This window comes from Marinobacter sp. E2, from assembly GCF_055755345.1.
Genome location: NZ_CM146911.1, coordinates 1306668 through 1330082, shown reverse-complemented (window position 1 = coordinate 1330082; position 23415 = coordinate 1306668). Strand labels below are relative to the sequence as shown.

Here is a 23415-nt window from a genome sequence, read left to right as displayed (position 1 = left end):
GGTGAGTTCTCCTTCAATCTGAACGGAACTTCGGCAGACCGAGCGTGTGGTCCTCGGCCACTTCAATCAGCACATCCGCCCTGCCCGGCATCTCGGCAAGGCAGGCGCGGGTCACCCGCTCGTAATGCATCACGAACCGGGCCACCTCGGCCTCGCTCATAATGCGCAGGTTTTGCGCGCCCCCGGAAACGGTGCCCTGTTTTGGTGCATTATGATCCAGAGCTGCGCCGGCCTTTCTGGCCAGCTTCTGCTCCTGAAGCCTCCGCCATTCCAGTACACAGTCCATGGAAGGCGCCCTCAGCATCACCAGACAGTCCATCTGGCCAAAGAAATCCCGGTACTCGCCCTTGAGGCACTGGTTCACGTATCCTCGCCAGGTGCCATTCGAATCCTCTTCCGACTCCAGGCGGTTCACAGGGTCGGCCAGGGCGGCTTCGTCCTCAGGCAAGGCACCCAGGCACCAGCCTTCTATCAGGATGCCATCGGCCCTGCCGTCGAAGACCGGCCAGTCTGCCTCGGGAACCCGATCGTCCCGGGCCTTGTCGAAGGCCGGAATGGGGGTCTGTTCGCCGGGCCCGGCCGCACGCAATTGGTCGAGCACCTGCTGCCCCAGTGCCAGGTCGTGAGTGCCCGGCACGCCTCGCGTAATAAACAGCGGGTGGATACGTTCGGCGAGGTCCTGGCGCTCGGCTCTGGTAAGGTAGATGTCATCCAGAGAGAAATTGGCCGTGCCCGTGCCAAAGTGTTGGGACAGGATTTCCCGTAAAAACAGGGTGAGCGTGGACTTGCCGGTACCCTGGGCCCCGTGTATCCCCACCACAACCGGCCGCTGCTTCGACCGGCGCAATGCCAGTATGTGGTTTGCCAGGGGCAACAGGGTCTTTTGAACGGTATTTGCATAGCTCGTTGGCAGGTCTTCCCGGGCAATCAGGTCAAGAACGGTTTGTTGTAAAGCGTGTTCAGGCACGTTGAGTTTTCCGATTTTGTCAGCAGTTAGAAGATAGGCAGCAGAATTCATACCAATGGGAGTATAGGCGTTTTATGAGTGGCAACGGTTTTCGCGTGGAGCACCGCTACCTGGAACTCCCTGACAGTTTTTATACCCGGGTCCAACCCACGCCGTTGAAAGACGCCAGGATGGTGTGCTTCAACCACTCCCTGGCCGAGGATATGGGCTTCCGGGCGGATTCGGAAGACGACTGGGCCGGTATCGGCGCCGGCACCGAGCTCCTCGATGGCATGGACCCTGTTGCCATGAAATATACCGGGCACCAGTTCGGCGTTTACAACCCGGACCTGGGCGACGGTCGGGGCCTGCTGCTCTGGGAAACGGTGGGGCCGGACGGCCGCCGTTGGGACTGGCACCTCAAGGGTGCCGGCATGACGCCCTACTCCCGCTTCGGCGACGGCCGCGCGGTCCTGCGCTCCACCGTCCGGGAATACCTGTGCAGCGAAGCCATGTACGGGCTGGGCATACCCACCACCCGGGCTCTGTTCATGGTGAGCGCCAGAGACCCGGTGCGCCGGGAATCCATCGAGACCGCCGCGGCGCTTGTGCGGGTCGCCCAGAGCCACATCCGCTTTGGCCACTTCGAGTTTGCTGCCCATCACGAGGGGCCCGAAGCGGTCAAAACCCTGCTGGAACATGTTATCGCCCTGCATTTCCCCCACCTTATTGACCTGCCGGCGGAGGAGCGCCACAGCCGCTGGTTTGAGGAAGTGGTAGAGCGCACCGCCCGGCTGATTGCCGACTGGCAGGCCGTCGGTTTCTGCCATGGCGTGATGAACAGCGACAACATGTCCATTATCGGCGACACCTTCGACTACGGCCCCTACGCCTTCCTGGACGATTTCGACGCCGGCTACATCTGCAACCACACCGACCAGGGCGGCCGCTACGCCTACAACCGCCAGCCGCAGGTGGGCTTCGAGAACTGCCGGTTCCTGGCCACCGCGCTGCTGCCCATCATGGATGAGGACGACGTGCGCCGGGGCCTGCGCCGCTACGAGGTGGCCTATAACGAACGTTTCCTGCAGAACATGCGCGACAAGCTGGGGCTGGCACAGGAGGAGGAGAGTGATCTGAGCCTGATCATGGATACCTTCAGCATGATGCACGAGCATCACGTGGACTACACCCTGTTCTTCCGGGCCATTTCCAACCTGCACAGCCGCGGCCACGCCCCGGTGCGCGACCTGTTTGTGGACCGCAGCGTGGCAGACCAGTGGCTGGAGCGGTACGAGGAACGGCTACTGAAAGAGACCCGCGCCCACGATGAGCGGGAATACGCCATGCGCGGAGTAAATCCGAAGTACATCCTGAGAAACTACCTCGCGCAGCAGGTGATTCAGGAAGCCCAGAATGGGGATTACGAACCCATGAAAGCGCTGTTGAAGGTACTGGAGAGGCCTTTTGATGAGCAGCCGGAGAACGAGGCTTATGCGGCATTACCGCCGGACTGGGGCAAGCATCTGAATATCAGCTGTTCAAGCTGACAAGGATTGAATTTGGGGTCAGATGAAAATTTCATCTGACCCCACATTCATCTGACCCCAAGTTCAGGTCTTCAGACCGCCTTGGCGGCGATAATCTTCTCGTGCCACTCGGCCGGGCCGGTCTGGTGGACGGACGAGCCACGGGAATCCACCGCCACAGTCACCGGCATGTCTTCCACTTCAAACTCGTAGATGGCTTCCATACCCAGCTCCGGGAAGGCCACTACTTCCGCCTGCTTGATGGCCTTGGAGACCAGGTAGGCGGAACCGCCCACGGCCATCAGGTACACCGCGCCGAATTCCTTGATGGCGTCGATGGCCACCTGGCCACGCTCGGCCTTGCCGATCATGCCGGTGAGGCCGGTTTTCTCGAGCATGGTGTGGGTGAACTTGTCCATGCGGGTGGCGGTTGTGGGGCCTGCCGGGCCAACCACTTCCTCGCGCACCGGGTCGACCGGGCCCACGTAGTAGATGAAGCGGCCTTTCAGATCGACCGGCAGTTCCTCGCCCTTCTCGATCATGTCCACCATCTTCTTGTGGGCAGCGTCGCGACCGGTGAGCATCTTGCCGGACAGCAACACGGTTTCACCCGGCTGCCAGTCTTTCACGTCTTCCGGGGTGACGGTGTCCAGGTTCACGCGGCGCACGTTCTCGCCCACTTCCCAGGTGATTTCCGGCCAGTCGTCCAGGCTCGGCGGCGTTTGCAGCGACGGGCCGGTGCCATCCAAAGTGAAATGGGCGTGGCGGGTAGCCGCGCAGTTGGGAATAATCGCCACCGGCTTGTTGGCGGCGTGGGTGGGATAGTCCTTCACCTTCACATCCAGCACCGTGGTCAGGCCGCCCAGGCCCTGGGCGCCGATGCCCAGATCGTTCACTTTCTCGAACAGTTCCAGGCGCAGCTCTTCGGCGCGGTTGGAGGCGCCGCGGGCCTTCAGATCGTGAATGTCGATCGGGTCCAGCAGGGCTTCCTTGGCGAGTTCCATCGCCTTCTCGGCGGTACCGCCAATGCCGATGCCCAGCATGCCCGGCGGACACCAGCCGGCGCCCATCTGCGGAACCATCTTCAGCACCCAGTCCACCACCGAGTCCGACGGGTTCAACATGGCGAACTTGGACTTGGCCTCGGAGCCGCCGCCTTTTGCCGCCACATGCACTTCCACTTTGTCGCCCGGCACCATCTTGTAGTGAATAATGGCAGGGGTGTTGTCCTTGGTGTTCTGGCGCTTGCCGTCCGGGTCCGCCAGCACCGACGCCCGCAGCACGTTGTCCGGGTGGGTGTAGGCTCGGCGCACGCCCTCGTTGATCACGTCATCCAGCGGCCGATCGAAGCCCCACTGAACCTGCATGCCGATATTGACGAACACCGTCACGATACCGGTGTCCTGGCAGATCGGGCGATGCCCCTGGGCACACATGCGCGAGTTGATCAGGATCTGGGCCATGGCGTCCTTGGCCGCCTGGGACTCTTCCTTCTGGTAAGCCTCATAAACGCCCTGGATAAAATCCTTGGGGTGGTAATAGGAAATGAACTGCAGCGCGTCTGCGACGCTCTCAATCAGATCGTCCTCGCGGATTACGGTGGTCATAGGCGCCTCATCAGGTGAGTATCGTTATGTCGTGTCGTCAAAAAACGGAGGCGAGAGTTTACCAGAAAAACCGATGAGCGAGTGATTGGACGGAAGGCGAAACGCTTATGAAAAGCCGTTAAACCCACCCAAGAAAAAAGGTATCATCCTAACCAAACCACAAGAACAACTGAGGAGCTCCCGTGACCGACCTCGTCCAGACCGAGACCAAGGACCGCATTCTCACCGTTCGGCTGAACCGCCCGGACCGCAAGAACGCTCTCACCCACGACATGTACACTGCCATGGGCAATGCCCTGGAGCAGGCCCGGGACGACACCGGTATTCGTTGCGTGCTGTTCACCGGCTCCAGTGAATGTTTCACTGCCGGCAATGATCTTGGCGAATTCGCTGCGGGGCTTCCGGGTGATTTCGAGCACACACCCGTAGGCCGCTTCCTGCTTTTGTTGGCAACCGCCAGCAAACCGGTAGTAGCGTCGGTAAATGGCCCCGCCGTCGGCATTGGCACCACCATGCTGCTGCACTGCGACCTGGTGTTCGCCGGCAACAACGCCAAATTCCAGATGCCCTTTGCCAGCCTCGGCCTGTGCCCCGAGGGCGGCTCCAGCCTCTTGCTACCGGCCTGGCTCGGCCGGGTTCGCGCTGCCGAACTGCTGATGCTTGGCGACGCCTTCAGCGCCGAAGACGCCCAGGCCTTCGGGCTGATCAACCGGGTTTGCGAGCCCGAACACACCGAACAGGCCGCCCTGGACACCTGCCGCCGACTGGCCAGCAAAGCCCCCGCCGCGATCCGGGCAACGAAAGAGCTGCTCAATCGCCCCAACCTTGAGGCCCTTCGCGCCACCATGCTGCAAGAAGGTGAGCTGTTCAGCCAGCGACTCAAATCCCCGGAAGCGGCAGAGGCGTTCAAAGCCTTTATGGAAAAACGGCCACCGGATTTTTCACGGTTCGAGTGACCCGCCGGAACGCATCACAACCCGGCGCCCTGGCACTCGACAAACCGTTAACCCGGAACTATTTTTCAGAAAGGCCGGACTCCAACCGTTCTGGGAGGGTTGTATCCACAAGAATCACACTTTTGGCTGATCAACACTTGCCATACTGTCGCTATAGTCAGAGTTACAGAAATTGGCTCAAAGCGCTGGCTACAATTTCAGACAACAGTTCAAGCAGAACAGGCCGCTGACAACGGGCTTACCGGATCAGACCGGCTCCCTCAGCTGCCGAACATAACGACACAACAACAGGAAAAGGTTCCACCCATGTTCAAGAAAACTCTAATAAGTCTTGCCGTGGCGTCTTCCCTTGGACTCACAGGCTGCTTTGATAGCGGTAGTACCGGGAAGAATGCGAATCCGCAGTATCGAATCAGCAACCCGGCGATTGATGGCAAAACCTGGCCGGTATTCAACCCGGTTCAGAGTCAGTTACCGATTCCAAATGATCTCATTTTTGATTCGGTAGCGGGTGACGGAACCTTCGCTGTGAGTGATTCAGCACCACCAGTGACCACTGCACTGAACAGCCTGAGCGGCGCATCTACTGTTGCGCCGATTGACATTGCTTTTAACGCTGACATTGATGCATCTTCCGTAGACGGACAACCTTTCCTTGTTGATGCTGACGGAGAGCTGGTTCTTAACTCGGGCGTGGCAGTGCCAAACCCTAATCAGAACGTATTCCTCATTGAACTGGACTATGCCAGTGGCGACCCACTTCGCGGGCTCACCGGAAAAGAACCTCCGACAATCCCGGCCGCAGTGCCATTTGGCACCATCGCAGCAACACTTGCGGCAGGCGGAACGCCTTCTGCAAGCCTAGTTACATCAGCGAATGCCGCAGCACGCGCCGCAGTTGATCAATATGAAGTTTCTGTCATTGAGCAGTCTGGAACAAGCGTCATTAGGATTAATCTGCTCACTCCACTCGATCCTCAGAAGCGTTACGTCGTTGTGGTAACAAATTCTGTAATCGATGCTAAAGGCGAAGCGATTATAGCTTCCCCTTCTTACAACAACATTTCAGACGCAGATCAGCCACTTGGAGCGAGCAGCCTGCAACCCGTCAGAGACATTGTGAATGGACTATGGGAGCCAATTGCAAGCAGCTATTTTGGTCTAACCAACAGCACCCGTGCCTCAATGGGCATGGAACCGATTTCGGACTCTAACGTTGCGATTAGCTACTCGTTTACGACTTCCGGAGATGAGAAGGTCGTAAGCTATATTGCAGATCCTGATGACTGGTTCACTGATCAGATCACTAGCTTTGTTCGCTCTTCCGCATCCGCCAGCGTTGTAAAAGGCAAGGTAGATGTTGACGGTGATGGCGATACATCACCCGACTATGACGACGTGAAACTGGCGACAGATGGGGCAGTCGCATTCTTCCCTCTTAATCCGAGCAACCCAGGGGACACCAGCACTCGAGATGCACTGGTGAGCGCGGGAATCGAAGCAGCTTTCGCCAGTGGGGCTTTCTCTACGGAAAGCGGCACCAACTGTAACACCTTGGACCCGAGCGCGGGTGGATATGGCTCTGCGAATGAAGGTGCGACCTATATCGACTGTATCGGCGAGGTTTTAACAACACTGCCGTCTCCAAATGGTTTTGCAGACTTGCTTCCCACCCCTGCCGATCAGTCAGCAAGCGTTTCTTTGGATTACGCGAGTGCTAATCGCGCCGCGTTGCTCTCTGGCGCTATTGGGTCCGTGACTGGTTCATCAGATGCGTTCGTCGTTCAGGGAAGTATCGAGCTGCCATATTACCTCGGGATTCCGACAGGCTCTAACGGTAGCACCATCAATAGCTCCACCTGGAATGCTGACAACGAACTGGCCGCCGCAATCAACACCAAGTTCTCCAGCCTTGGTTTGAAGTTGCCGCAAGGTGACGCGACCGTTAGCGATGTTGTCAACTATATATTCCCGTTCCCCGAGAAATCAGGTGATGGCAATGTAAAGATACCGATGCTGGCGATGTATCCCGCACCGATTTCCCAAGGCGGATCGTGGGATCCGGTGACTACAGACCTGCCGGTCGTCGTATTTCAGCACGGCATCACAACGGACCGAAGTGCGGCCCTCTCGGTTGGATCCGTCCTGACGTCAGCGGGTTTCGCAGTGGTTGCAATCGACTTACCTCTTCATGGCGTTGATGCGCAGGATCAGTCTGATTTGACTTCCGGAGTCACAGAAGAGAAACAAGCTCTCGCAGCAGCTTTGCTTGCAGGCTTTGATGCGGCTGCTAGCACCTCAGAAAATAATGCCGACAACATTGCATTACTGCTCGCAGGAACCTATCCGGACGACGTTCAAGCAAGGATTGTCGCTGGTAGCGGGGGATTATGTCCAAATGACCGATCAGTGATCCTTGCAGGGACATGTGGTGCTGACGCAGCACAGTTTTTGGGCTTCGCCATCGGCGCACAAAGCTCAGTAAACAACCATACCAGCGTTATCCCTGGTATCGCCCGAACCAGCTTCGAGCGTCATTTCAACTTCACGGCTGACGCAAGTCTTACGCCGACGGCCATGAACTTCGATAGTGGATTCGGTAGCTCCGGCAGCCTTTTCATTAACCTTCAGGGGTTCCTTAACTCTCGCGACAAGAATCGTCAGGGCGCCGTGGATCTGCTCAACCTGATTCAGTCTTTGGGCAACATTGACGTCAACAATGACGGGAATTCGGACTTCGATACCAGCCGGGTATTTCTTGCCGGCCACTCCCTTGGCACTGTGATCGGCACTGGAGCCGTAGCTGCAGCCAATCAATCGGATGTCATGACAGATGTTGTAGCAACAGCGTTGTTTGCCCCGGCTTCCGGTCTGGTTCGAATGCTTGAAAACAGCCCGAGCTTTGCACCCCGAATCATTGGAGGTCTCGCCGCAGCAGGGGTTGATCAAGGAACTTCGAATTACGAATCGTTCTTACGTGTTTTCCAGCACGCTATTGACGCTGCAGATCCGATCAACCTTGCGGACAACCTGGTCGATAATGGTAACGGGGTAATCACCTTCAACGTTGTCGGTACTGCAAATGGCAACGGAGATACAGTTTACAAGGCCGACCAAACCAACATCATGGAAGCGGCGAAGGTCCAGCTGACCTCCCAGTTTGGCATCAAACCATTCCAAGACTTCCTTGCTGGCGCAATTCCTCTGACCGAGGAATTGGGCGCAACAAACGTGGTCACCAACACTGGAGCCGAGGCCTTCCTGACCGCTAACCTAGCGTATGGCAACCACAGCCTGTTTGTTCTTCCATCAGAAGATCGTACTATCACAGACGCCGCAGAACGGGCTGCCGACCTTCAGCGTCAGAAGGATGTGTTCGCCGAGACCCTTCAACAGACTGCTGAGTTCTTCCTGAACAGCGGAACGCTGATGGGCCCGGTGGACAAAAATACCGGCCGGATAGGTACTCCCGCTACTCAGCCAATTTTGGATGATAAGGAAACGCCTACTCCTCAGGATGTCATTGACTCCGACGATACTGATGAAATTAAACAGCTGAATTAAACTGAAGCGAGAACCCCGGCACTAGCCGGGGTTCTTTTTTTGTGATTTAGAACAGGTGGTGACCCGATTATTGAAACTTAATTGGGTACCCAATCTGTTTCTGCATCACCCCATCCCCGCGGTCCTCCTCGATCAACATCCCCCGAGCCTTGATCTGAGAATGCTCTATAGCCTCAGCAATGGCTAGCACCGGCTCCACACACGCATCCACATCCGCAAAAATCTCCCGCCATTCCGCCAGCGTCTTCTCACCCACTTTCTCCTTGATGGCTGCTTTCAGGGCTTTCTGATGCTCGGGCTTCTGGCTGGTTGCCAGGCTTTTCATGTCACCAATGCCCAGGGTGTCGCACAGTCGCGCCGAGAACTGGGGTTCCAGGCTGCCCACGGAAAGCCATCGGTCGTCACTGGTCCGGTAGTAATCATAGAAGGTACCGCCATTCAGCATGCCTGTCTCGGGCGCCTGGTGCTGGCCGCCGGCCAGGGCGGCGGCACCGGCCATGGCGTTCAGGGCGAACGCTGCGTCGGTCATGCTTATGTCGATGAACTTACCCTCGCCTGTATTCTGGCGATGGATAACGGCGGCCAGGATGCCCATGACGGCGTGATGGGAGCCGCCGGCCACGTCGGCGATCTGGATACCCATGGGCGGCGGGCCGCTTTCGGCGCGCCCGCAATGGCTGGCGACGCCGGAGATGGCCAGATAGTTGATATCGTGGCCCGCCCTGTCCCGGTATGGCCCGGTCTGGCCGTAGCCGGTGATGGCGCAGTAGATCAGCTTCGGATTGATTGCTTTGAGCGTCTCATAACCGATACCCAGGCGATCCATGACGCCCGGCCGGAATTGTTCCACCACAACGTCGTAGTCTTTGACAAGTTCCTTGACCCTGTCGACGCTCTCCGGCTTCTTGAGGTTCAACTGGAGGGTTTGTTTGCCCCGGGTCAGGTAGGAAAAGGCGGTGCTGAACTTTCCGTCGAACGGTGGCATCACCTTGGTCAGATCCACCCTGTCCGGCGCCTCCACCCTCAGCACTTCCGCGCCCATATCCGCCAGCATCATGGTGGCGTAAGGCCCCGGTAACAGGGTGCTGAAATCCAGGACTTTCAGTGAAGACAGTGGTCCTGCCATGGCAATCTCCTTGTTGTTGGATCGATTTGAAACGGTTTTGATGATTTCATGCTGCCCGGTTTTGCCGACCGGGCCAACTGCCGGTTGCATCATTCCTATTGGCCGTTTCTACCAGCATGGCCGGCGTTGGTCGGTTGCATTGTTTCACCGGGGTTTTATGATGGGTTTCGTTTTCTTGGAATGGCGAGCGTAATGTCCGATCTGACGGTTTCCAGGCACTTTGTTCAGGCTGCTCTGGTGGGTGCGGAAAGACTGGGTTTTGATACCCGCGAGATGCTGCGTGATGCGGGCATTTCACCGGATCTCCTGCGCATCGAGATGGCCCGGGTGAGCAGTGACCAGTTCAGTCGTTTGATGCAGGTGCTCTGGAGCCGTCTGGGCGATGAGTTCATGGGCCTTGGGCCCAGACGTGCCCGCGCGGGTACGTTTGCCACCATGTGCGCCCTGGTGATCGACTGCCCTAACCTGGAGTCGGTGTACCGCCAGGCGTTCCAATTCTCGAGGCTGTTCGAACCGATGGTGGCCATGGAACTTGAGGTGGGCGAGGAAAAGGCGCGCCTGGTGACACGGATTGAAGGCGAGATCCACGATCCGAGCTTCTTCCTTCGGGAGAGTATTCTGGTGATCTGGCACCGTCTCGGCAGTTGGCTCATCGGGCAACCGGTGGAGCTGGAACAGGCGGAATTCGACTACCCCCGGCCCGAGCATGGCGATGAGTACCGCCACATTTTCCACTGCCCACTCACCTTCGAGTCCGACACCACGGCGCTGACCTTCGACAAGCGCTTTCTCTCTGCCCCGGTGATTCGGGATAAGCCAGAGATGCGCCAGTTCCTGAAAACCTCGCCGGCCGATCTGCTGTCCCGGCCCGACGAGAGCAATACCTTTACCGGCCGCATTCGCGCACTGATTGGTCGGGATTTTTCCAGGCCCCTGCCGGATTTCGAGTGGATTGCGGCGGAGATGCACACCAGCCCGCAAACCCTTCGGAGAAGGCTCAAGCAGGAAAACACCTCGTTCCAGGAAATAAAGGACCTTTTGCGCCGCGATATGGCGATCTACTACCTGGCCCGGCAGGACCTGCCCATCAATGATATCGCGGCAAAGGTGGGCTTTACCGAGCCGTCTACCTTCCACCGTGCGTTCAAGAAATGGACGGGCGTGACGCCCGGAGCCTATCGAGAGGGCGAGCGCGGCAACCTGGAGAACTAAGTAAGGAACGCTAGGGCAACTGCACCGAACGAACCAGCTGGCCCAGGGTCTCAGCAATCTCCTGTGCCTGGTCCCGGTTCGCAGCCAACTGGAGCAAGCGAGAGCCGTCCCGGGGATCGTAGACCCAGCAGGTTGCCGCGGCGGCTTCACAGCGCCACTCCACCTGCGGGTTAATACCAAATACCTGGATCTGTTCGGTGCTTCTCAGGATCCGGCCGGCTTCATCCCGCCGGATCTCCTGAATGTGGATTTCGCTGCCCTCGGTGGTGACACGGTATTCCACATCCGCCGGGCGATCGAGCCTTACGATGGCCTGATCCCGGCGCCAGCCCGCCAGCTCCAGCAGACTGTTGATATGTAGGGTCAGCGCCTCGCGGTCGGTGTCTGCCAGGTACAGCTTCTTCAGCGATGCCAGCTGGCCGTCGCCCGCCGGCTCGATCACCGCGACCTGTTCGCTCTCGGCGGCGGCCTGGGGCGCCACGTTGTTCTGTTTGCGAGTCTTCTCAATGGTGGTGATCAGCTTGAGCGCCTCCTGGTAATGAGCGCCCTCGGCGCCGGCCTTGGTTACATAGGTTTCCAGGGCCGACTGTGCCTCGTTCAGATGCGAAGCCTGGAACATCACCCGACCACGGTAAAAGTGGTAGTCGGCAGGTTTCTCACCCTCCAGTTGCTGAAGCTGGTTGAGGTACTCGCCCGCCTCGCCCCAGTTTTTGGCCATGACGGCCTCCTCGGTGGCCAGCATCAGCCTGCGGGTTTCATGTTCAGGCGCCAGAGCATGGGCCTGCGCGGTCACCAGGAAGGACGCAAGGAGGGCGCCACGGGCAATCCGGCGACCTGTTGCAAACGATACTGCCATGGCATTCACTCCTGCTCGTTATCTGCACCAACCGCCTGCTCAGACGCTTCAGGCAGCTCATTGTCTTCAGTTGTATCTTCCGTTTTGTCTTCAACGGTGTCTGCGTCGTCCCGATCGTCCACTTCGGCCTGGTCGATGATGCCTTTCGGCAATTCCTTCTTCACCCGCACTCCAAGCTCTACAAACCGGTTGGCCTGCGAAATGAGGTTACCACGGCCCCGGGTCAGGGTATTCATGGCCGAGTCGTAGGTACCCTGGGCCGTATGCAACTGGCCGCCAAGGCGCTCCATGGCCTCAACAAACACCCGGAGCTTGTCGTATACCGCTCCGGCCCGTTCTGCGATGCGCCGGGCATTCTGACTCTGGCGCTCATAGCGCCATATATTCTCGATGGTGCGCAAGGTGGCCAGCAATGTGGTTGGTGTTACCACAATAATCTTTCGCTCGAAGGCTTCTGCGAAAAGGTTCTCGTCCTGCTGAAATGCCGCCACGAACGCCGGCTCTATGGGCATGAACAGGAGCACGAAATCCGGCGAATGCAGTCCATGAAGCTGGCTGTAGTCCTTCTCGCTGAGCGTGCGAATGTGGTTGCGCACCGCCTCTACGTGCTGCTTGAGCGCCTCATCCCTGACGGTCGAGTCCTCTTCTTCGGTCACCCACTGCTGATAGGCCACCAGTGACACCTTGGAGTCGATGATCAGGTTGCGGCTGTCCGGCAGGTGCACAATCACGTCCGGCCGATACAGCTGGTTGTCGCTGTCCCGGTAGCTGCCCTGGGTTTCGTATTCCACGCCCTTGCGCAGCCCGGACTTCTCAAGCACCCGCTCGAGAATCAGCTCGCCCCAGTTACCCTGGATCTTCTTGTCGCCCTTGAGGGCCCGGGTAAGGTTGGAGGCTTCCTCGGTGATCTGGCGATTCAGCTCCTGCAGAGATTTGATCTCACTTCTCAGGGCCTGGCGGTCACGGGTCTCCGTGGTATAGACATCCTCTACCCGCTTGCGGAAGTCCTGCAACTGGTCGCGGAACGGGTTCAGCAGCGTATCCAGGCTGGTTCGGGTCTGCTGGCTGAAACGCTCACTCTTCTGCTCGAAGATCTTGTTGGCCAGGTTCTCGAATTCCTGCTTCAGGGCATCGCGGTTGCGCTCGAGCAGTTCCAGTTTCTCATTGGCCGCACGGCGTTCCTTGTCGAGGGTTACCTCCTGCTCCCGCAGCGCCACACGGGCCTCGTTGAGCTCCCGACCCAGCTCCTCGCTGCGTGACTGAAGCGCCTGCCGCTCGCGCTCAAGCTCGCCGATGCGCTCCCTGCGAGCTTCCAGATCCGACTCCAGACCGGCCACGCGGTTCTCAAGGCCGGTCGCCCGCTGGCGCCACTGTTCGATATCCTGCTCGATTCGAGTGTTCCGCTCCCGCAAGTCAGAAGCCGCCTGCTCGAGCTGGGTCTGGCGCTGGGTATCCAGCGCGCGTTCGTGGTCAGCGTCTTTCAATTGCCGCTCGAGGCCGGCAGCACGGGCTTCAAGCGCGGACAACTCGTCGGACAATCTGCGTTTTTCCGCCGCGGACCTTACCAACAGCCCCGCCAGTACCGGGACGGCAATCGCCAGGACGATTACCAGAACCGCCATGGTTTCCGGCCGGGACATCATCAACTGCGTGATGGCTTCGGGCACTGAACTGCACTCCCTTCCTCAAGATCTGTATATGTTCGCACTTTCGCTCTGGTGTACCTGCGTGACAGTCTAACCCAGTTATGGAACCTTTTTCCCGACGCGCCGTGATTCCTTGTGATGACCCGAGAACGAACCACGACTGTTTGGCAATTATTCACTGAGCCGCCATCCAGCTCTGGACGCCCGTCGTAAGATCATCTAAAAGGTTAGGATGTTCGCTGGCTCCGGGGTTATTACGCTTTTTTAACCGGACGCCGGTCTGAACCGGATCAGAAACGGATTATCGATCATGCTGAAAGAACTCTGGCGAAAACTGGGTGCGGAATTTCTGCAGGCCGACGAGGGCTGTTCGGCACAGCATGGGCTCTCAAACAGCCACGCAGGGTTGTTCGGCAAGGGATCGGCGAACCAGGACGATGCGTTCAGACTGCTTCCCCATATTACTCACACCGGTGAGTTTCACCTTGAGCGCCTTACTCACCTGCTCAAGGCGAGATACGGCAAAAGCTTCGGCGAGCCCGCCACCGCCTCGGAAAGCGATGAGGAAATCCGTGAGCTGATCAGCTTCGCCGCCCGCATCCAGGACCAGGACGTTCAGCGCGAACTGCTACTGTTCTATCTCAACTGCTCGCCGGTCATTCAGGAGTATCTCCGGTCCGAGACAATCCTTGGAGACGGGAACTTCTTCTCACTATAGCCCCCCTTAACCATCTGTAAATCAACCACACAGATCGGATGTTGTATACTCCCCTTTCCTAAATCACCTGGTTGTATCCAATCGAACAGGTCGCGGGCAGGATTGCCCGGGTTACCGTTTGCCAGTTCAGAGGTTCTTGATGGGTTCTAAAACGTTTCGGGTCGCACTGCCAAAGGCGCCGCTGCTCGCCCTGGCGGGCATTCTGATGCTCTCAGGCTGCTCGGCAGACCGCTATTTCATGGTGCCGAAGACAGATCTGGAAGAGCTTGGAAGCTCGATCAAGACGCAACGGGCAACCCTGGTGACCATGGAAGACAATGCTGCGGTTCGCCACAACCAGGTCATGGACCAGAGCCGCTCATCAACCCAGACCATTCTGGATGCCATTGCTACCCAGGTGGAAAAGCCCGAGTGCCCCCCCATTCCGGCCCAGAAGCAGTGCGCCGCCACCGACAGGTCTAAAGGCCGGGCCGACAGACTCAAGGGCAAGGTGATTGTTGGTGAGGTCGAGAACTTTTATCTGGCCGGCCCCGGGCTGATCTATAAGGCACGAATCGACAGTGGCGCAGAGACCTCATCAATCCACGCAGAGAACATTACCCGATTTGAGCGGGATGGCAGCAACTGGGTGCGCTTTGATGTGGTTGTGCCTGGCACCGAGCGCCATGTCACCCTTGAAAAGGAAATCTCACGCCGGGTACGAGTCATTCAGGCCAGCGCCGACGAGGCTGAGCGACGCGTGGTGGTTGAGCTTCAGTTCTTCATCGGTGACCATCAGCAGGTAGCCGAGTTCACATTGGCCGACCGTACGAACCTCACCTATGAGGTGCTCATTGGTCGAAACATCCTGCGCGACGTCATGTTGATTGATGTCGGTAAGGAGTACGCGACCGAGTTACCGGAATCACTCCGCAACAGTAACGGAAAAGAATCGTGACCACCCGTTCGCGCCTGCCGTTTTACATTGCCGTCTTCCTGCTTATTGCAGCGGGCATTTCACTTGCCGTTTGGCGGCATGTGGAGTTTGGAATTCCCTGGCTGACCGGGGAACAACGACCGGTGTGGATGGTGGAAGCAAGGGTAGACTTCGAGGCCGAGGAGGGCCCCGCCCTGGTCAGCCTGAACATACCGGAACAGCCACCGGGCTTCCGGATTCTGACCGAGCAGGCCGCCTCTCCCGGCTATGGTTTCTCGATCATTGACAGTCCGGAAGGTCGGCGTGCCGAGTGGACCAAGCGGGAGGCCAATGGCCCACAGACGCTGTATTTCAAGGCCCAGTTTGTGCCGGATTCATCGGCGGAGACCGAGATACCAAGCCGCACCCCCGCGACCCCTCGCACGTTCTGGGAGGAGCCCCAGGCTACCGCTGTCCAGGAAACCCTGGATCAGGCCAGAGCCCGGTCCAGCACCCCTGAGAGCATGACCCGCGAGCTGATCCGGCTGATGCAGCCCGATACACGCACCCAGAACACGACGCTTCTGGTGTCCGAGGATAATTACCTGCAGCTGTTGGTCGACATGCTCAACCACGCCGGCATTGCAGCCCGAACCGCGGATGGCCTGAAGCTTGAGGACGCTCGCCGGCGCCAGCAACTGACACCCTACCTGCAGATCTACAACGGCAAGCGCTGGCTGACCTTCGACCCGAAAACCGCCGAGCAGGGTGTTCCGGAGGATCTCCTGTTGTGGCGCCAGGGCTCCACCTCTCTCCTGGACGTTGTCGGCGGCGAGAACTCCGAAGTCAGTTTCTCCATGCTCCGGCAGACCGTTCCGGCACTGCAGCTGGCGACTCTGGAATCCGCCTCGAACGGGCTCGGCATTCTGAGTTTCTATGAGCTGCCCATTGAAGAGCAAAGCATGTTCCGCATGTTGTTGCTGCTACCGCTGGGTGCCCTGATGGTGGCCTTCATGCGGATCGTGATCGGCATTCGCACTTCGGGTACCTTCATGCCGGTACTTATTGCCGTGGCGTTTGTCCAGACCACGCTGGTTCCGGGCCTGATCGCTTTCCTGTCGGTGGTAGCCATCGGCCTGCTGATGCGTGGCTATCTCTCCAGTCTCAACCTGCTGCTGGTGTCCCGGATATCGGCCCTGATTATCCTTGTGATCTTCATTACCGCTGGCCTCAGCATTATTGGTTACCAGATGGGCTTCAACACCGGTATGACGGTCACCTTCTTCCCGATGGTGATCATCGCCTGGACCATCGAGCGCATGTCCATCCTCTGGGAGGAGGAAGGCGCCCGGGAAGTCATGGTGCAGGGTGCGGGCAGCCTGTTCGTGGCCATCTGCGCCTATCTGCTGATGAGCATGCCGCTGGCCGGACACCTCACCTTCAACTTCCCCGAGCTGCACCTGGTCATTCTGGGCCTTATCCTGCTGATGGGCCAGTACACCGGGTACAAGCTCAGCGAACTCAAGCGGTTCACGCCCATGAAGGTCTACGACTGATATGGACTGGATTTCACCGCGGGTACTGAACCGACTGGGCATGCTGAACATGAACCGGCGCAATGTGGATTACATTGCCCGGTATAACGAACGTTCATCCTACCCACTCGTGGACAACAAGCTGAAAACCAAGCTGGTTGTCGCCGAATATGGCGTAAAAACGCCGAAATTGCTTCAAGTTGTTCGCCAGCAGCATGAGATATCCCACTTCCGGGAAATGGCGGAAGACCTTGCAGGCTTCGCGATCAAACCGGCCAAGGGTTCCGGCGGCAAGGGCATTACCGTGATCACCGGCCGGGATGGTGAGGACTACATCAAGGCGTCCGGCGCCCGGGTCGACTCGGCTTTCCTTCAGCGGCACCTGACAAACATCCTGGCCGGTCTCTACTCCCTGGCCGGGACGCCTGATGTGGCCATCGTAGAAGCACTGGTGGAGTCTGCGCCCTCGCTGGCCAAGTATTCCCACCAAGGGGTTCCGGATATTCGTATTATCGTCTTCCAGGGCTACCCCGTGATGGCCATGCTGAGGCTGGCAACCACCGCCTCCGACGGCAAGGCCAACCTGCACCAGGGTGCCGTTGGTGTGGGGCTGGATATCGGAACGGGTAAAAGTCTGAATGCGGTGCAGTTCAACCGCCCCATCAAGCTCCATCCAGACACAGGTCTGGCGCTGGAAAACATTCAGATAGAAGCCTGGGATGAAATGCTGGAGATGGCAGCCCGCTGTTACGAAGCAACCGAACTTGGCTACATCGGCGTGGATCTCGTTGTCGACGCCAACCAGGGGCCTCTGCTGCTGGAACTGAATGCCAGACCGGGTCTTGCCATCCAAATGGCCAATGGCCGCGGCCTCCTCCCTCGCCTCAGAACCATCGAGGCGATCCGGCGGCCGCACTTCTCGCCGCTGGACCGCTCCAGGTTCGCCATGGAAACCTTCGCCAGCCTCTGAGTCATCAAGCCCAGGGCGCAGGCATAAAAAAACCGGGGTCGAAACCCCGGTTTTTTTGTAACCGCCTACCGGTCAGAGCTCGCCTCTGGCAATCAGAAGCTTGCGCTCGTGGGTCAGCCCTTTGAGCAGACCCCAGGTCATGATCAGCAGGATCGCGGTGAACGGCAGGCCGGCGCTGATCGCCGTTGCCTGTATGGCCCCCAGGGCATCGGCACCACCGCCAAAGATCAACGCGGCCGCAATGGCGCCCTCGGCAACCACCCAGAACACACGCTGTGCTGTCGGGGCGTCAGTCTTGCCGCCCGCGGTGATGCTGTCAATCACCAGCGATCCCGAGTCGGACGAGGTCACGAAGAACACCAGCACCAGGATAATGCCCACGAACGAGATGATGCCAGTGATGGGCAGGTTGGCGAACATCTGGAACATGGCCAGGGAGACCTCGGTGAGGCCGTTCTCTGCCAGGGCACCAATGCCGTCCTGAATCTGCTCAAGCGCGGTGCCGCCGAAAGCACTCATCCACACCGCCGTGATAACGGTCGGGATGATCAGTACCGCAGTAACGAACTCCCGTACGGTGCGTCCCTTCGAGACCCGCGCGATGAACATGCCCACGAACGGTGACCAGGAGATCCACCAGGCCCAGTAGAACACGGTCCAGCCCTGGAACCAGGCTTCGTCTTCACGGCCAAACGGGTTACTCAGGGGAATCGCGTTGGCGATGTAGCTGGAGGACGTAACCCAGAGCGTCTCCAGAATGGTCATGGTCGGGCCGGCAAAGATGATGAAGAACAGCAGAATACCGGCCATGCTCATGTTGATGTTACTGAGGATCTTCACACCGCCATCCAGGCCCCGCAGTACGGAAACCAGCGCAACGGCCGTAACACCCACGATAATCGCCATCTGGACGTTGACACCACCGCCCGTGTCGAACAGGTAGTTAAGGCCTGAGGCCGCCTGCTGTGCACCAAAACCCAGTGAGGTAGCCAGACCAAAGATGGTGGCAACCACGGCAAGCACATCAATGATGTGTCCCGGCCAGCCCCAGACCTTGTCCTTCAGGAGCGGGAAGAAGGCAGAGCGGATGGTCAGCGGCATGTTCTTGTTGAACGCGAAGAACGCCAGTGAAAGCGCTACCACGGCATAGATGGCCCAGGGATGAAGACCCCAGTGGTACATGGTGGCACCCATGGCCAGATTGGCTGCCTCGGCCGTGTTCGCCTCAACGTTGAACGGCGTTTCATACCAACCGGTGTAATAGGCGACCGGCTCGGCAACCGCCCAGAACATCAAGCCGATACCCATGCCCGCAGCGAACAGCATGGCAAACCACGACATGGTGGAGAACTCCGGCTTGGCGTCCATACCGCCCAGGCGGATTTTGCCCACCGGCATGAAGATCAGGGCCAGGCACACCACCACGAAGATGTTGGCACTGATCAGGAAAAACCAGTCAAAGGTTGCGATGATGTCCCATTTTGCGCCATCGAGCAGCTCTTTGGCCTGCTCGGGGAACATCAAGGTACCAATTACGAACGCTATAACCAGTATTGCCGTAATCGGAAATACCGGCGCGTGGAGATCCAGCCCGAACGGCGTTATGTTGTCCTGGCCGGCCACGTAGTCCGTCTGATATTCGTCTTTCACTACTTCGCCCACGTTATGGCGCCTCCTGAGTTGATAAGCCGTTTTTTCAGAATCGGAATTCAATTATTACAAGCGCGTTAGTTTAATGCTTTGAGTTCAAAACATCAAAATGGCACTATTTTCGCTCTCCCTTGTTCTTGAGATATATCAAGCATAGCCCAAGCTACGAGTCAGGCCAGCGAATCCGGCAACAATCTGGCGTTGGTCCCCGTGCGTCGCGGGCTACACTTCAAATAGACCCGGCGCTGCCGGAAAGACGCCGCAACCGAGGGCCCCATGGAAAGAACAAAGACGTTTCCCCTTCGCTACACGGTTTACGTGCTGAGTGTTGTCGGTTTTCTGGTATCGCTGGCACTGTCCGTGTTGTCCGGTGCCGGCTACCTCTTCCCTGTCATTTTCGGCCTTTTCGCAGCCCTGGGAACCTATGACCTGGTGCAAAGACGGCATACGGTCAGCCGGATGTACCCGATCACGGCGCATTTCCGGTACATGCTGGAGTCCATCGGGCCGGAAATCCGTCAATACTTCATCCAGTCCGACACCGAGGAGCGCCCGTTCTCGCGCGAGCAGCGAAGCATTGTCTACCAGCGTGCCAAGAACGTGCTGGACAAACGACCTTTTGGATCTCTTCTGCACATGTATGAGGAAGGGTTTGAATGGATGAACCATTCACTCGCACCAACCCGCCTGACCGACAGCGATTTCCGGGTGGTGATCGGCAAGCGCTGTGAAAAACCATACAGTGCAAGCGTGTTCAACATATCAGCCATGAGTTTCGGGTCGCTTTCCGCGAACGCGATTCTCAGCCTGAATACCGGCGCCAGGATGGGCGGCTTCTATCACGACACCGGCGAAGGTTCGATTTCGCAGTACCATCGGGAGCCGGGCGGGGATCTGGTCTGGGAGATCGGCTCCGGGTACTTCGGCTGCCGCCACAAGGATGGCTCATTCAATGAGGAGATGTTTCAGAAGAACGCCACTCTTGATCAGGTGAAAATGATTGAGCTCAAACTATCCCAGGGGGCCAAGCCGGGTCACGGAGGCATTCTGCCTGGCGCCAAGGTTACCCGGGAAATCGCCGAAGCCAGAGGCGTGTCTGTGGGAGAGGATTGTGTCTCCCCGGCCAGCCACTCGGCGTTTTCCACGCCACTGGAAATGCTTGAGTTCATTGATCGCCTTCGGGAACTTTCAGGTGGTAAGCCCGTGGGTTTCAAGCTGGCCATCGGGCATCCCTGGGAATGGTTCGGGATCGTCAAGGCGATGCTTGAGAGCGGACGTCGCCCAGACTTCATTGTGGTAGACGGTGGTGAGGGCGGCACAGGCGCCGCGCCTCTGGAATTCATCAACCGCCTCGGCATGCCGATGACCGAAGCCCTGCTTCTCGTTCACAACACCCTCGTGGGCACCAACCTTCGGGAGGACATCGCGTTGGGCGCCGCCGGCAAGATCACCTCGGCGTTCAACATTGCCAGAACCCTGGCCCTCGGCGCCGACTGGTGCAACGCGGCGCGCGGGTACATGTTTGCCCTGGGCTGCATCCAGTCGCTCAGCTGCCACACCGGCAAATGCCCAAGCGGCGTAGCCACACAGGACCCCAGGCGCGGTAACAAGCTGGACGTACAGGACAAAAGTGTACGGGTCTACAACTACCACAAGAACACCCTGGACGCCCTTCAGAACCTGCTGGAAGCCTCGGGGCTGCGCCATCCCTCGGAGCTCGGCCCGGAACACATCGTGCGGCGGGAATCGCGAGCCGAGGTACATTCCTACATGGAGATCTTTCCGTTCCTCGAACCCGGAGCGCTTCTTGAGGGCGAAACGGGGCTGACGATTTTCGACAAGTACTGGGAATCCGCAAGGGCGGATTCGTTCGGGCCGCCCGAGTTCATCCTGAAGCTCCGTGAAACCAAGCTCCGCTGACGGGCCAGAAAAAATGCGCACCAAATTCACGCCCGGATGTTTATTTTTGGGTTGCTCTCGTGTAGACTTCGCTCCCGCTAAGCCACTGAGATTACTCTCAAGTTTCCCGGTGGCATGCAGCGAATCGGGGCGTAGCGCAGCCTGGTAGCGCATCTGCATGGGGTGCAGAGGGTCGCAGGTTCAAATCCTGCCGTCCCGACCAGATTCGAGAAAAAGCCCGGACCGAAAGGTCCGGGCTTTTTTATTGCGTATGACCCGTCCTGAAATACGTTGTCATCTGGAGATGCAGAGATGGACAACGTCACTCCCACCCGCAAGAAGCGCACGCAGCGTGATTACAACCTGGGCTTTAAATTAGCGGTTGTTGATCAGGTCGAAAAAGGCGAGCTCACCTATAAACAGGCCCAAAGGACCTACGGCATTCAAGGGCGCAGCACGGTTCTCACTTGGCTGCGCAAGCATGGTAGATTGGACTGGTCCCTGCCGAGGAACTCGCCCATGAACCGATCCCAGGAAACGCCCGAGCAGAAGATCAAGCGACTTGAAAAAGAGCTAGAAGATGAGCGTCTTCGCAATCTCCTGCTCAATGAGATGGTCGATATTATGGATCGGGAATACGGAGCCGGTCTGCGAAAAAAGTATTTATCCAAGGAGCGCGTACGCTGCAAGCAAAAGGCAAAGTAAGCCTGAGCAAAAGCTGCTCGCTCTTTGGAGTAACACGCCAGGCGGTTTATCAGCGTCTTCAGCGGCGGAGAAGGCGCCAAAGTGAGCTGGAGCCGGTTAAAGCGCTTGTGCAGCAGATTCGAAAACGATTGCCGCGACTGGGAACACGCAAGCTGTATTATCTGTTGCGCGAAGAATTTCAGGCCCTTGGCATCAAGCTGGGTCGAGATGGTTTGTTTGATTACCTGCGTCAGCACCAGTTACTGGTTCATCCGAAGAAAAACTATACGAAAACAACCGACAGCCGCCATTGGATGAGGAAGCATCCCAACCTGTTTGCAGGATGTGAGCTGCATCGTCCCGAGCAGGTCTTCGTGAGCGATATCACCTACGTCGAAACAGATGAGGGGGTGCATTATCTATCCCTGGTTACGGATGCCTTCTCACGCAAGATCATGGGCCATAACCTCAGTCACGAGATGAAAGCTTCCGATACCGTGGCCGCGCTGAACCAGGCCGTCCGTCATCGTATGACCGACCAACCCCTGATACATCATTCGGATCGAGGCATCCAATACTGCTCTTCTCTGTACCAAGGAGTGCTGCGGAAACATCAGATTCGGCCATCCATGACCGATGGGTATGATTGCTACCAGAATGCTCTTGCTGAGCGGATCAACGGCATCCTCAAGCAGGAGTTCCTGATCAATCGATGTCGAACCTTTGCCGAGTTGGGCGTACTGATCAAGGAGTCTGTTGATGCCTATAATACCTACAGGCCACACCTCAGCCTCGGCATGAAAACGCCACAAGAGGTACATGAAAAAGCCAGCACCCGAGGGGAGCTGGCTTCAACAAAAACCGTCAACGTATATTAGGACGGGTCAGTACTCGCCAATAAAAAACCGGAGCAGTCACGGGACTGATCCGGTTTTTCTGAACCTTCAAAGAATGCCTGAACCTTCTGGCTGCCCTATTTCACGGGCGCGTTCAGAACCTCAAGCACCTCTTCCAGCTCGGTAATCATCTGGCGGATGAGCTGTTTGTACTGGGAGGTATCGTCTTTGACCTCGTGGCTGCTCAGCTTCTGCTTGGCGCCACCGATGGTGTAGCCCTGATCGTACAGCAGGCTGCGGATCTGGCGGATGGTAATCACATCTGCCCGCTGGTAATAGCGGCGGTTACCACGGCGTTTGACCGGCGACAGCTGGGGAAACTCCTGCTCCCAGTACCGCAGCACGTGCGCTTTCACGGCACAGAGCTCGGCCACCTCACCGATCGTGAAATACCGTTTTCCCGGAATCGCGGGAAGTTCGTTGTTATGACTGGGTTCCAGCATACGCTTCAACTTTTTGCTTTAGTTTTTGTCCCGGGCGAAACGTAACAACACGCCGTGCACTGATCGGAATCTCTTCACCGGTCTTCGGGTTCCGTCCCGGCCGCTGTTTTTTGTCACGCAGGTCGAAATTGCCAAAACCGGACAACTTAACCTGCTCGTTGTGACTGAGTGCGCCTCTGATTTCGTCGAAAAAAGCTTCCACCATTTCCTTGGCTTCGCGTTTGTTCAGGCCCAATTCCTCGTACAACCGCTCTGCCATTTCCGCTTTCGTCAAAGCCGCCAT

Annotated in this window: 18 protein-coding genes and 1 tRNA gene; 11 read left to right on the top strand and 8 right to left on the bottom strand. The window is 58.0% G+C overall.

The features are described 5' to 3' along the window. Window positions 1–13: 13 nt before the first annotated feature. Complete coding sequence (locus tag AC0J1C_RS06055; protein ID WP_473046022.1) at window positions 14–967, bottom strand: hypothetical protein; 954 nt, start codon at window positions 965–967, stop codon at window positions 14–16. 74 nt (window positions 968–1041) lie between these two features. On the opposite strand from AC0J1C_RS06055, the gene AC0J1C_RS06050 reads away from it, so the two are divergent. After that, on the top strand, window positions 1042–2496 hold the full coding sequence (locus AC0J1C_RS06050; RefSeq protein WP_473046021.1) for a protein adenylyltransferase SelO: 1455 nt from the start codon (window positions 1042–1044) through the stop codon (window positions 2494–2496). A gap of 71 nt (window positions 2497–2567) precedes the next feature. Here the strand turns inward: AC0J1C_RS06050 and AC0J1C_RS06045 are convergent, their stop codons facing one another. Beyond that, the gene (locus tag AC0J1C_RS06045) at window positions 2568–4082 is read right to left on the bottom strand and encodes a fumarate hydratase (RefSeq protein ID WP_473046020.1); all 1515 of its coding nucleotides are present in this window, start codon (window positions 4080–4082) and stop codon (window positions 2568–2570) included. A 182-nt stretch (window positions 4083–4264) separates the two neighbouring features. Here AC0J1C_RS06045 and AC0J1C_RS06040 point away from each other — a divergent pair, with 182 nt between their 5' ends. Continuing rightward, complete coding sequence (locus AC0J1C_RS06040; RefSeq protein ID WP_473046019.1) at window positions 4265–5038, top strand: enoyl-CoA hydratase; 774 nt, start codon at window positions 4265–4267, stop codon at window positions 5036–5038. A 99-nt stretch (window positions 5039–5137) separates the two neighbouring features. Further along, window positions 5138–8602, top strand: a complete 3465-nt coding sequence (locus AC0J1C_RS06035) for a hypothetical protein (RefSeq protein WP_473046018.1) — start codon at window positions 5138–5140, stop codon at window positions 8600–8602. Window positions 8603–8669: 67 nt separating this feature from the next. Here the strand turns inward: AC0J1C_RS06035 and AC0J1C_RS06030 are convergent, their stop codons facing one another. Beyond that, window positions 8670–9728: a CaiB/BaiF CoA transferase family protein gene (locus AC0J1C_RS06030; RefSeq protein WP_473046017.1), complete on the bottom strand. Its 1059-nt coding sequence runs from the start codon at window positions 9726–9728 to the stop codon at window positions 8670–8672. A gap of 192 nt (window positions 9729–9920) precedes the next feature. Between AC0J1C_RS06030 and AC0J1C_RS06025 the strand changes: the two genes are divergently transcribed. Beyond that, window positions 9921–10940, top strand: a complete 1020-nt coding sequence (locus AC0J1C_RS06025; protein WP_473046016.1) for an AraC family transcriptional regulator — start codon at window positions 9921–9923, stop codon at window positions 10938–10940. 10 nt (window positions 10941–10950) lie between these two features. Here AC0J1C_RS06025 and AC0J1C_RS06020 read toward each other — a convergent pair whose 3' ends face one another. Further along, window positions 10951–11796, bottom strand: a complete 846-nt coding sequence (locus tag AC0J1C_RS06020) for a hypothetical protein (RefSeq protein WP_473046015.1) — start codon at window positions 11794–11796, stop codon at window positions 10951–10953. 5 nt (window positions 11797–11801) lie between these two features. Beyond that, on the bottom strand, window positions 11802–13463 hold the full coding sequence (locus AC0J1C_RS06015) for a DNA recombination protein RmuC (RefSeq protein WP_473046014.1): 1662 nt from the start codon (window positions 13461–13463) through the stop codon (window positions 11802–11804). Window positions 13464–13752: 289 nt separating this feature from the next. Here AC0J1C_RS06015 and AC0J1C_RS06010 point away from each other — a divergent pair, with 289 nt between their 5' ends. The 4 genes from AC0J1C_RS06010 (at window position 13753) to AC0J1C_RS05995 (ending at window position 17560) form a co-directional block, all read left to right on the top strand. After that, the gene (locus AC0J1C_RS06010) at window positions 13753–14160 is read left to right on the top strand and encodes a hypothetical protein (RefSeq protein WP_473046013.1); all 408 of its coding nucleotides are present in this window, start codon (window positions 13753–13755) and stop codon (window positions 14158–14160) included. Window positions 14161–14299: 139 nt separating this feature from the next. Then, a complete protein-coding gene (locus tag AC0J1C_RS06005; protein WP_473046012.1) occupies window positions 14300–15097 on the top strand; it encodes an ATP-dependent zinc protease family protein in 798 nt (265 codons plus the stop codon). Next, window positions 15094–16611 (top strand): inactive transglutaminase family protein, encoded by a 1518-nt coding sequence (locus tag AC0J1C_RS06000; protein WP_473046011.1) that lies wholly within the window; start codon window positions 15094–15096, stop codon window positions 16609–16611. Before AC0J1C_RS06005 ends, AC0J1C_RS06000 begins: the two co-directional genes overlap by 4 nt. A 1-nt stretch (window position 16612) precedes the next feature. Then, window positions 16613–17560, top strand: coding sequence for an alpha-L-glutamate ligase-like protein (locus AC0J1C_RS05995; protein ID WP_473046010.1), 948 nt, complete (start codon window positions 16613–16615; stop codon window positions 17558–17560). Window positions 17561–17632: 72 nt separating this feature from the next. Here the strand turns inward: AC0J1C_RS05995 and AC0J1C_RS05990 are convergent, their stop codons facing one another. Further along, on the bottom strand, window positions 17633–19222 hold the full coding sequence (locus AC0J1C_RS05990; RefSeq protein WP_473046009.1) for a BCCT family transporter: 1590 nt from the start codon (window positions 19220–19222) through the stop codon (window positions 17633–17635). Window positions 19223–19486: 264 nt separating this feature from the next. On the opposite strand from AC0J1C_RS05990, the gene AC0J1C_RS05985 reads away from it, so the two are divergent. The 3 genes from AC0J1C_RS05985 to AC0J1C_RS05975 all read left to right on the top strand — a co-directional run bounded on the left by AC0J1C_RS05985 (window position 19487) and on the right by AC0J1C_RS05975 (window position 22671). Further along, window positions 19487–21130, top strand: coding sequence for an FMN-binding glutamate synthase family protein (locus AC0J1C_RS05985; RefSeq protein WP_473046008.1), 1644 nt, complete (start codon window positions 19487–19489; stop codon window positions 21128–21130). 125 nt (window positions 21131–21255) lie between these two features. Beyond that, window positions 21256–21332 (top strand) — tRNA-Pro (locus AC0J1C_RS05980). An 89-nt stretch (window positions 21333–21421) separates the two neighbouring features. Beyond that, window positions 21422–22671, top strand: a protein-coding gene (locus AC0J1C_RS05975; protein ID WP_473044084.1) for an IS3 family transposase whose coding sequence is annotated in 2 segments (ribosomal slippage) — window positions 21422–21776 and window positions 21776–22671 — 1251 coding nt in all. Because the reading frame shifts where the segments join, the coding sequence is not laid out codon by codon here. A 95-nt stretch (window positions 22672–22766) separates the two neighbouring features. Here AC0J1C_RS05975 and AC0J1C_RS05970 read toward each other — a convergent pair. Next, window positions 22767–23132: a MerR family transcriptional regulator gene (locus AC0J1C_RS05970; protein WP_296932289.1), complete on the bottom strand. Its 366-nt coding sequence runs from the start codon at window positions 23130–23132 to the stop codon at window positions 22767–22769. Then, window positions 23113–23415, bottom strand: a complete 303-nt coding sequence (gene ihfA, locus AC0J1C_RS05965) for an integration host factor subunit alpha (RefSeq protein ID WP_007151838.1) — start codon at window positions 23413–23415, stop codon at window positions 23113–23115. The genes AC0J1C_RS05970 and ihfA overlap by 20 nt, the downstream gene beginning before the upstream one ends.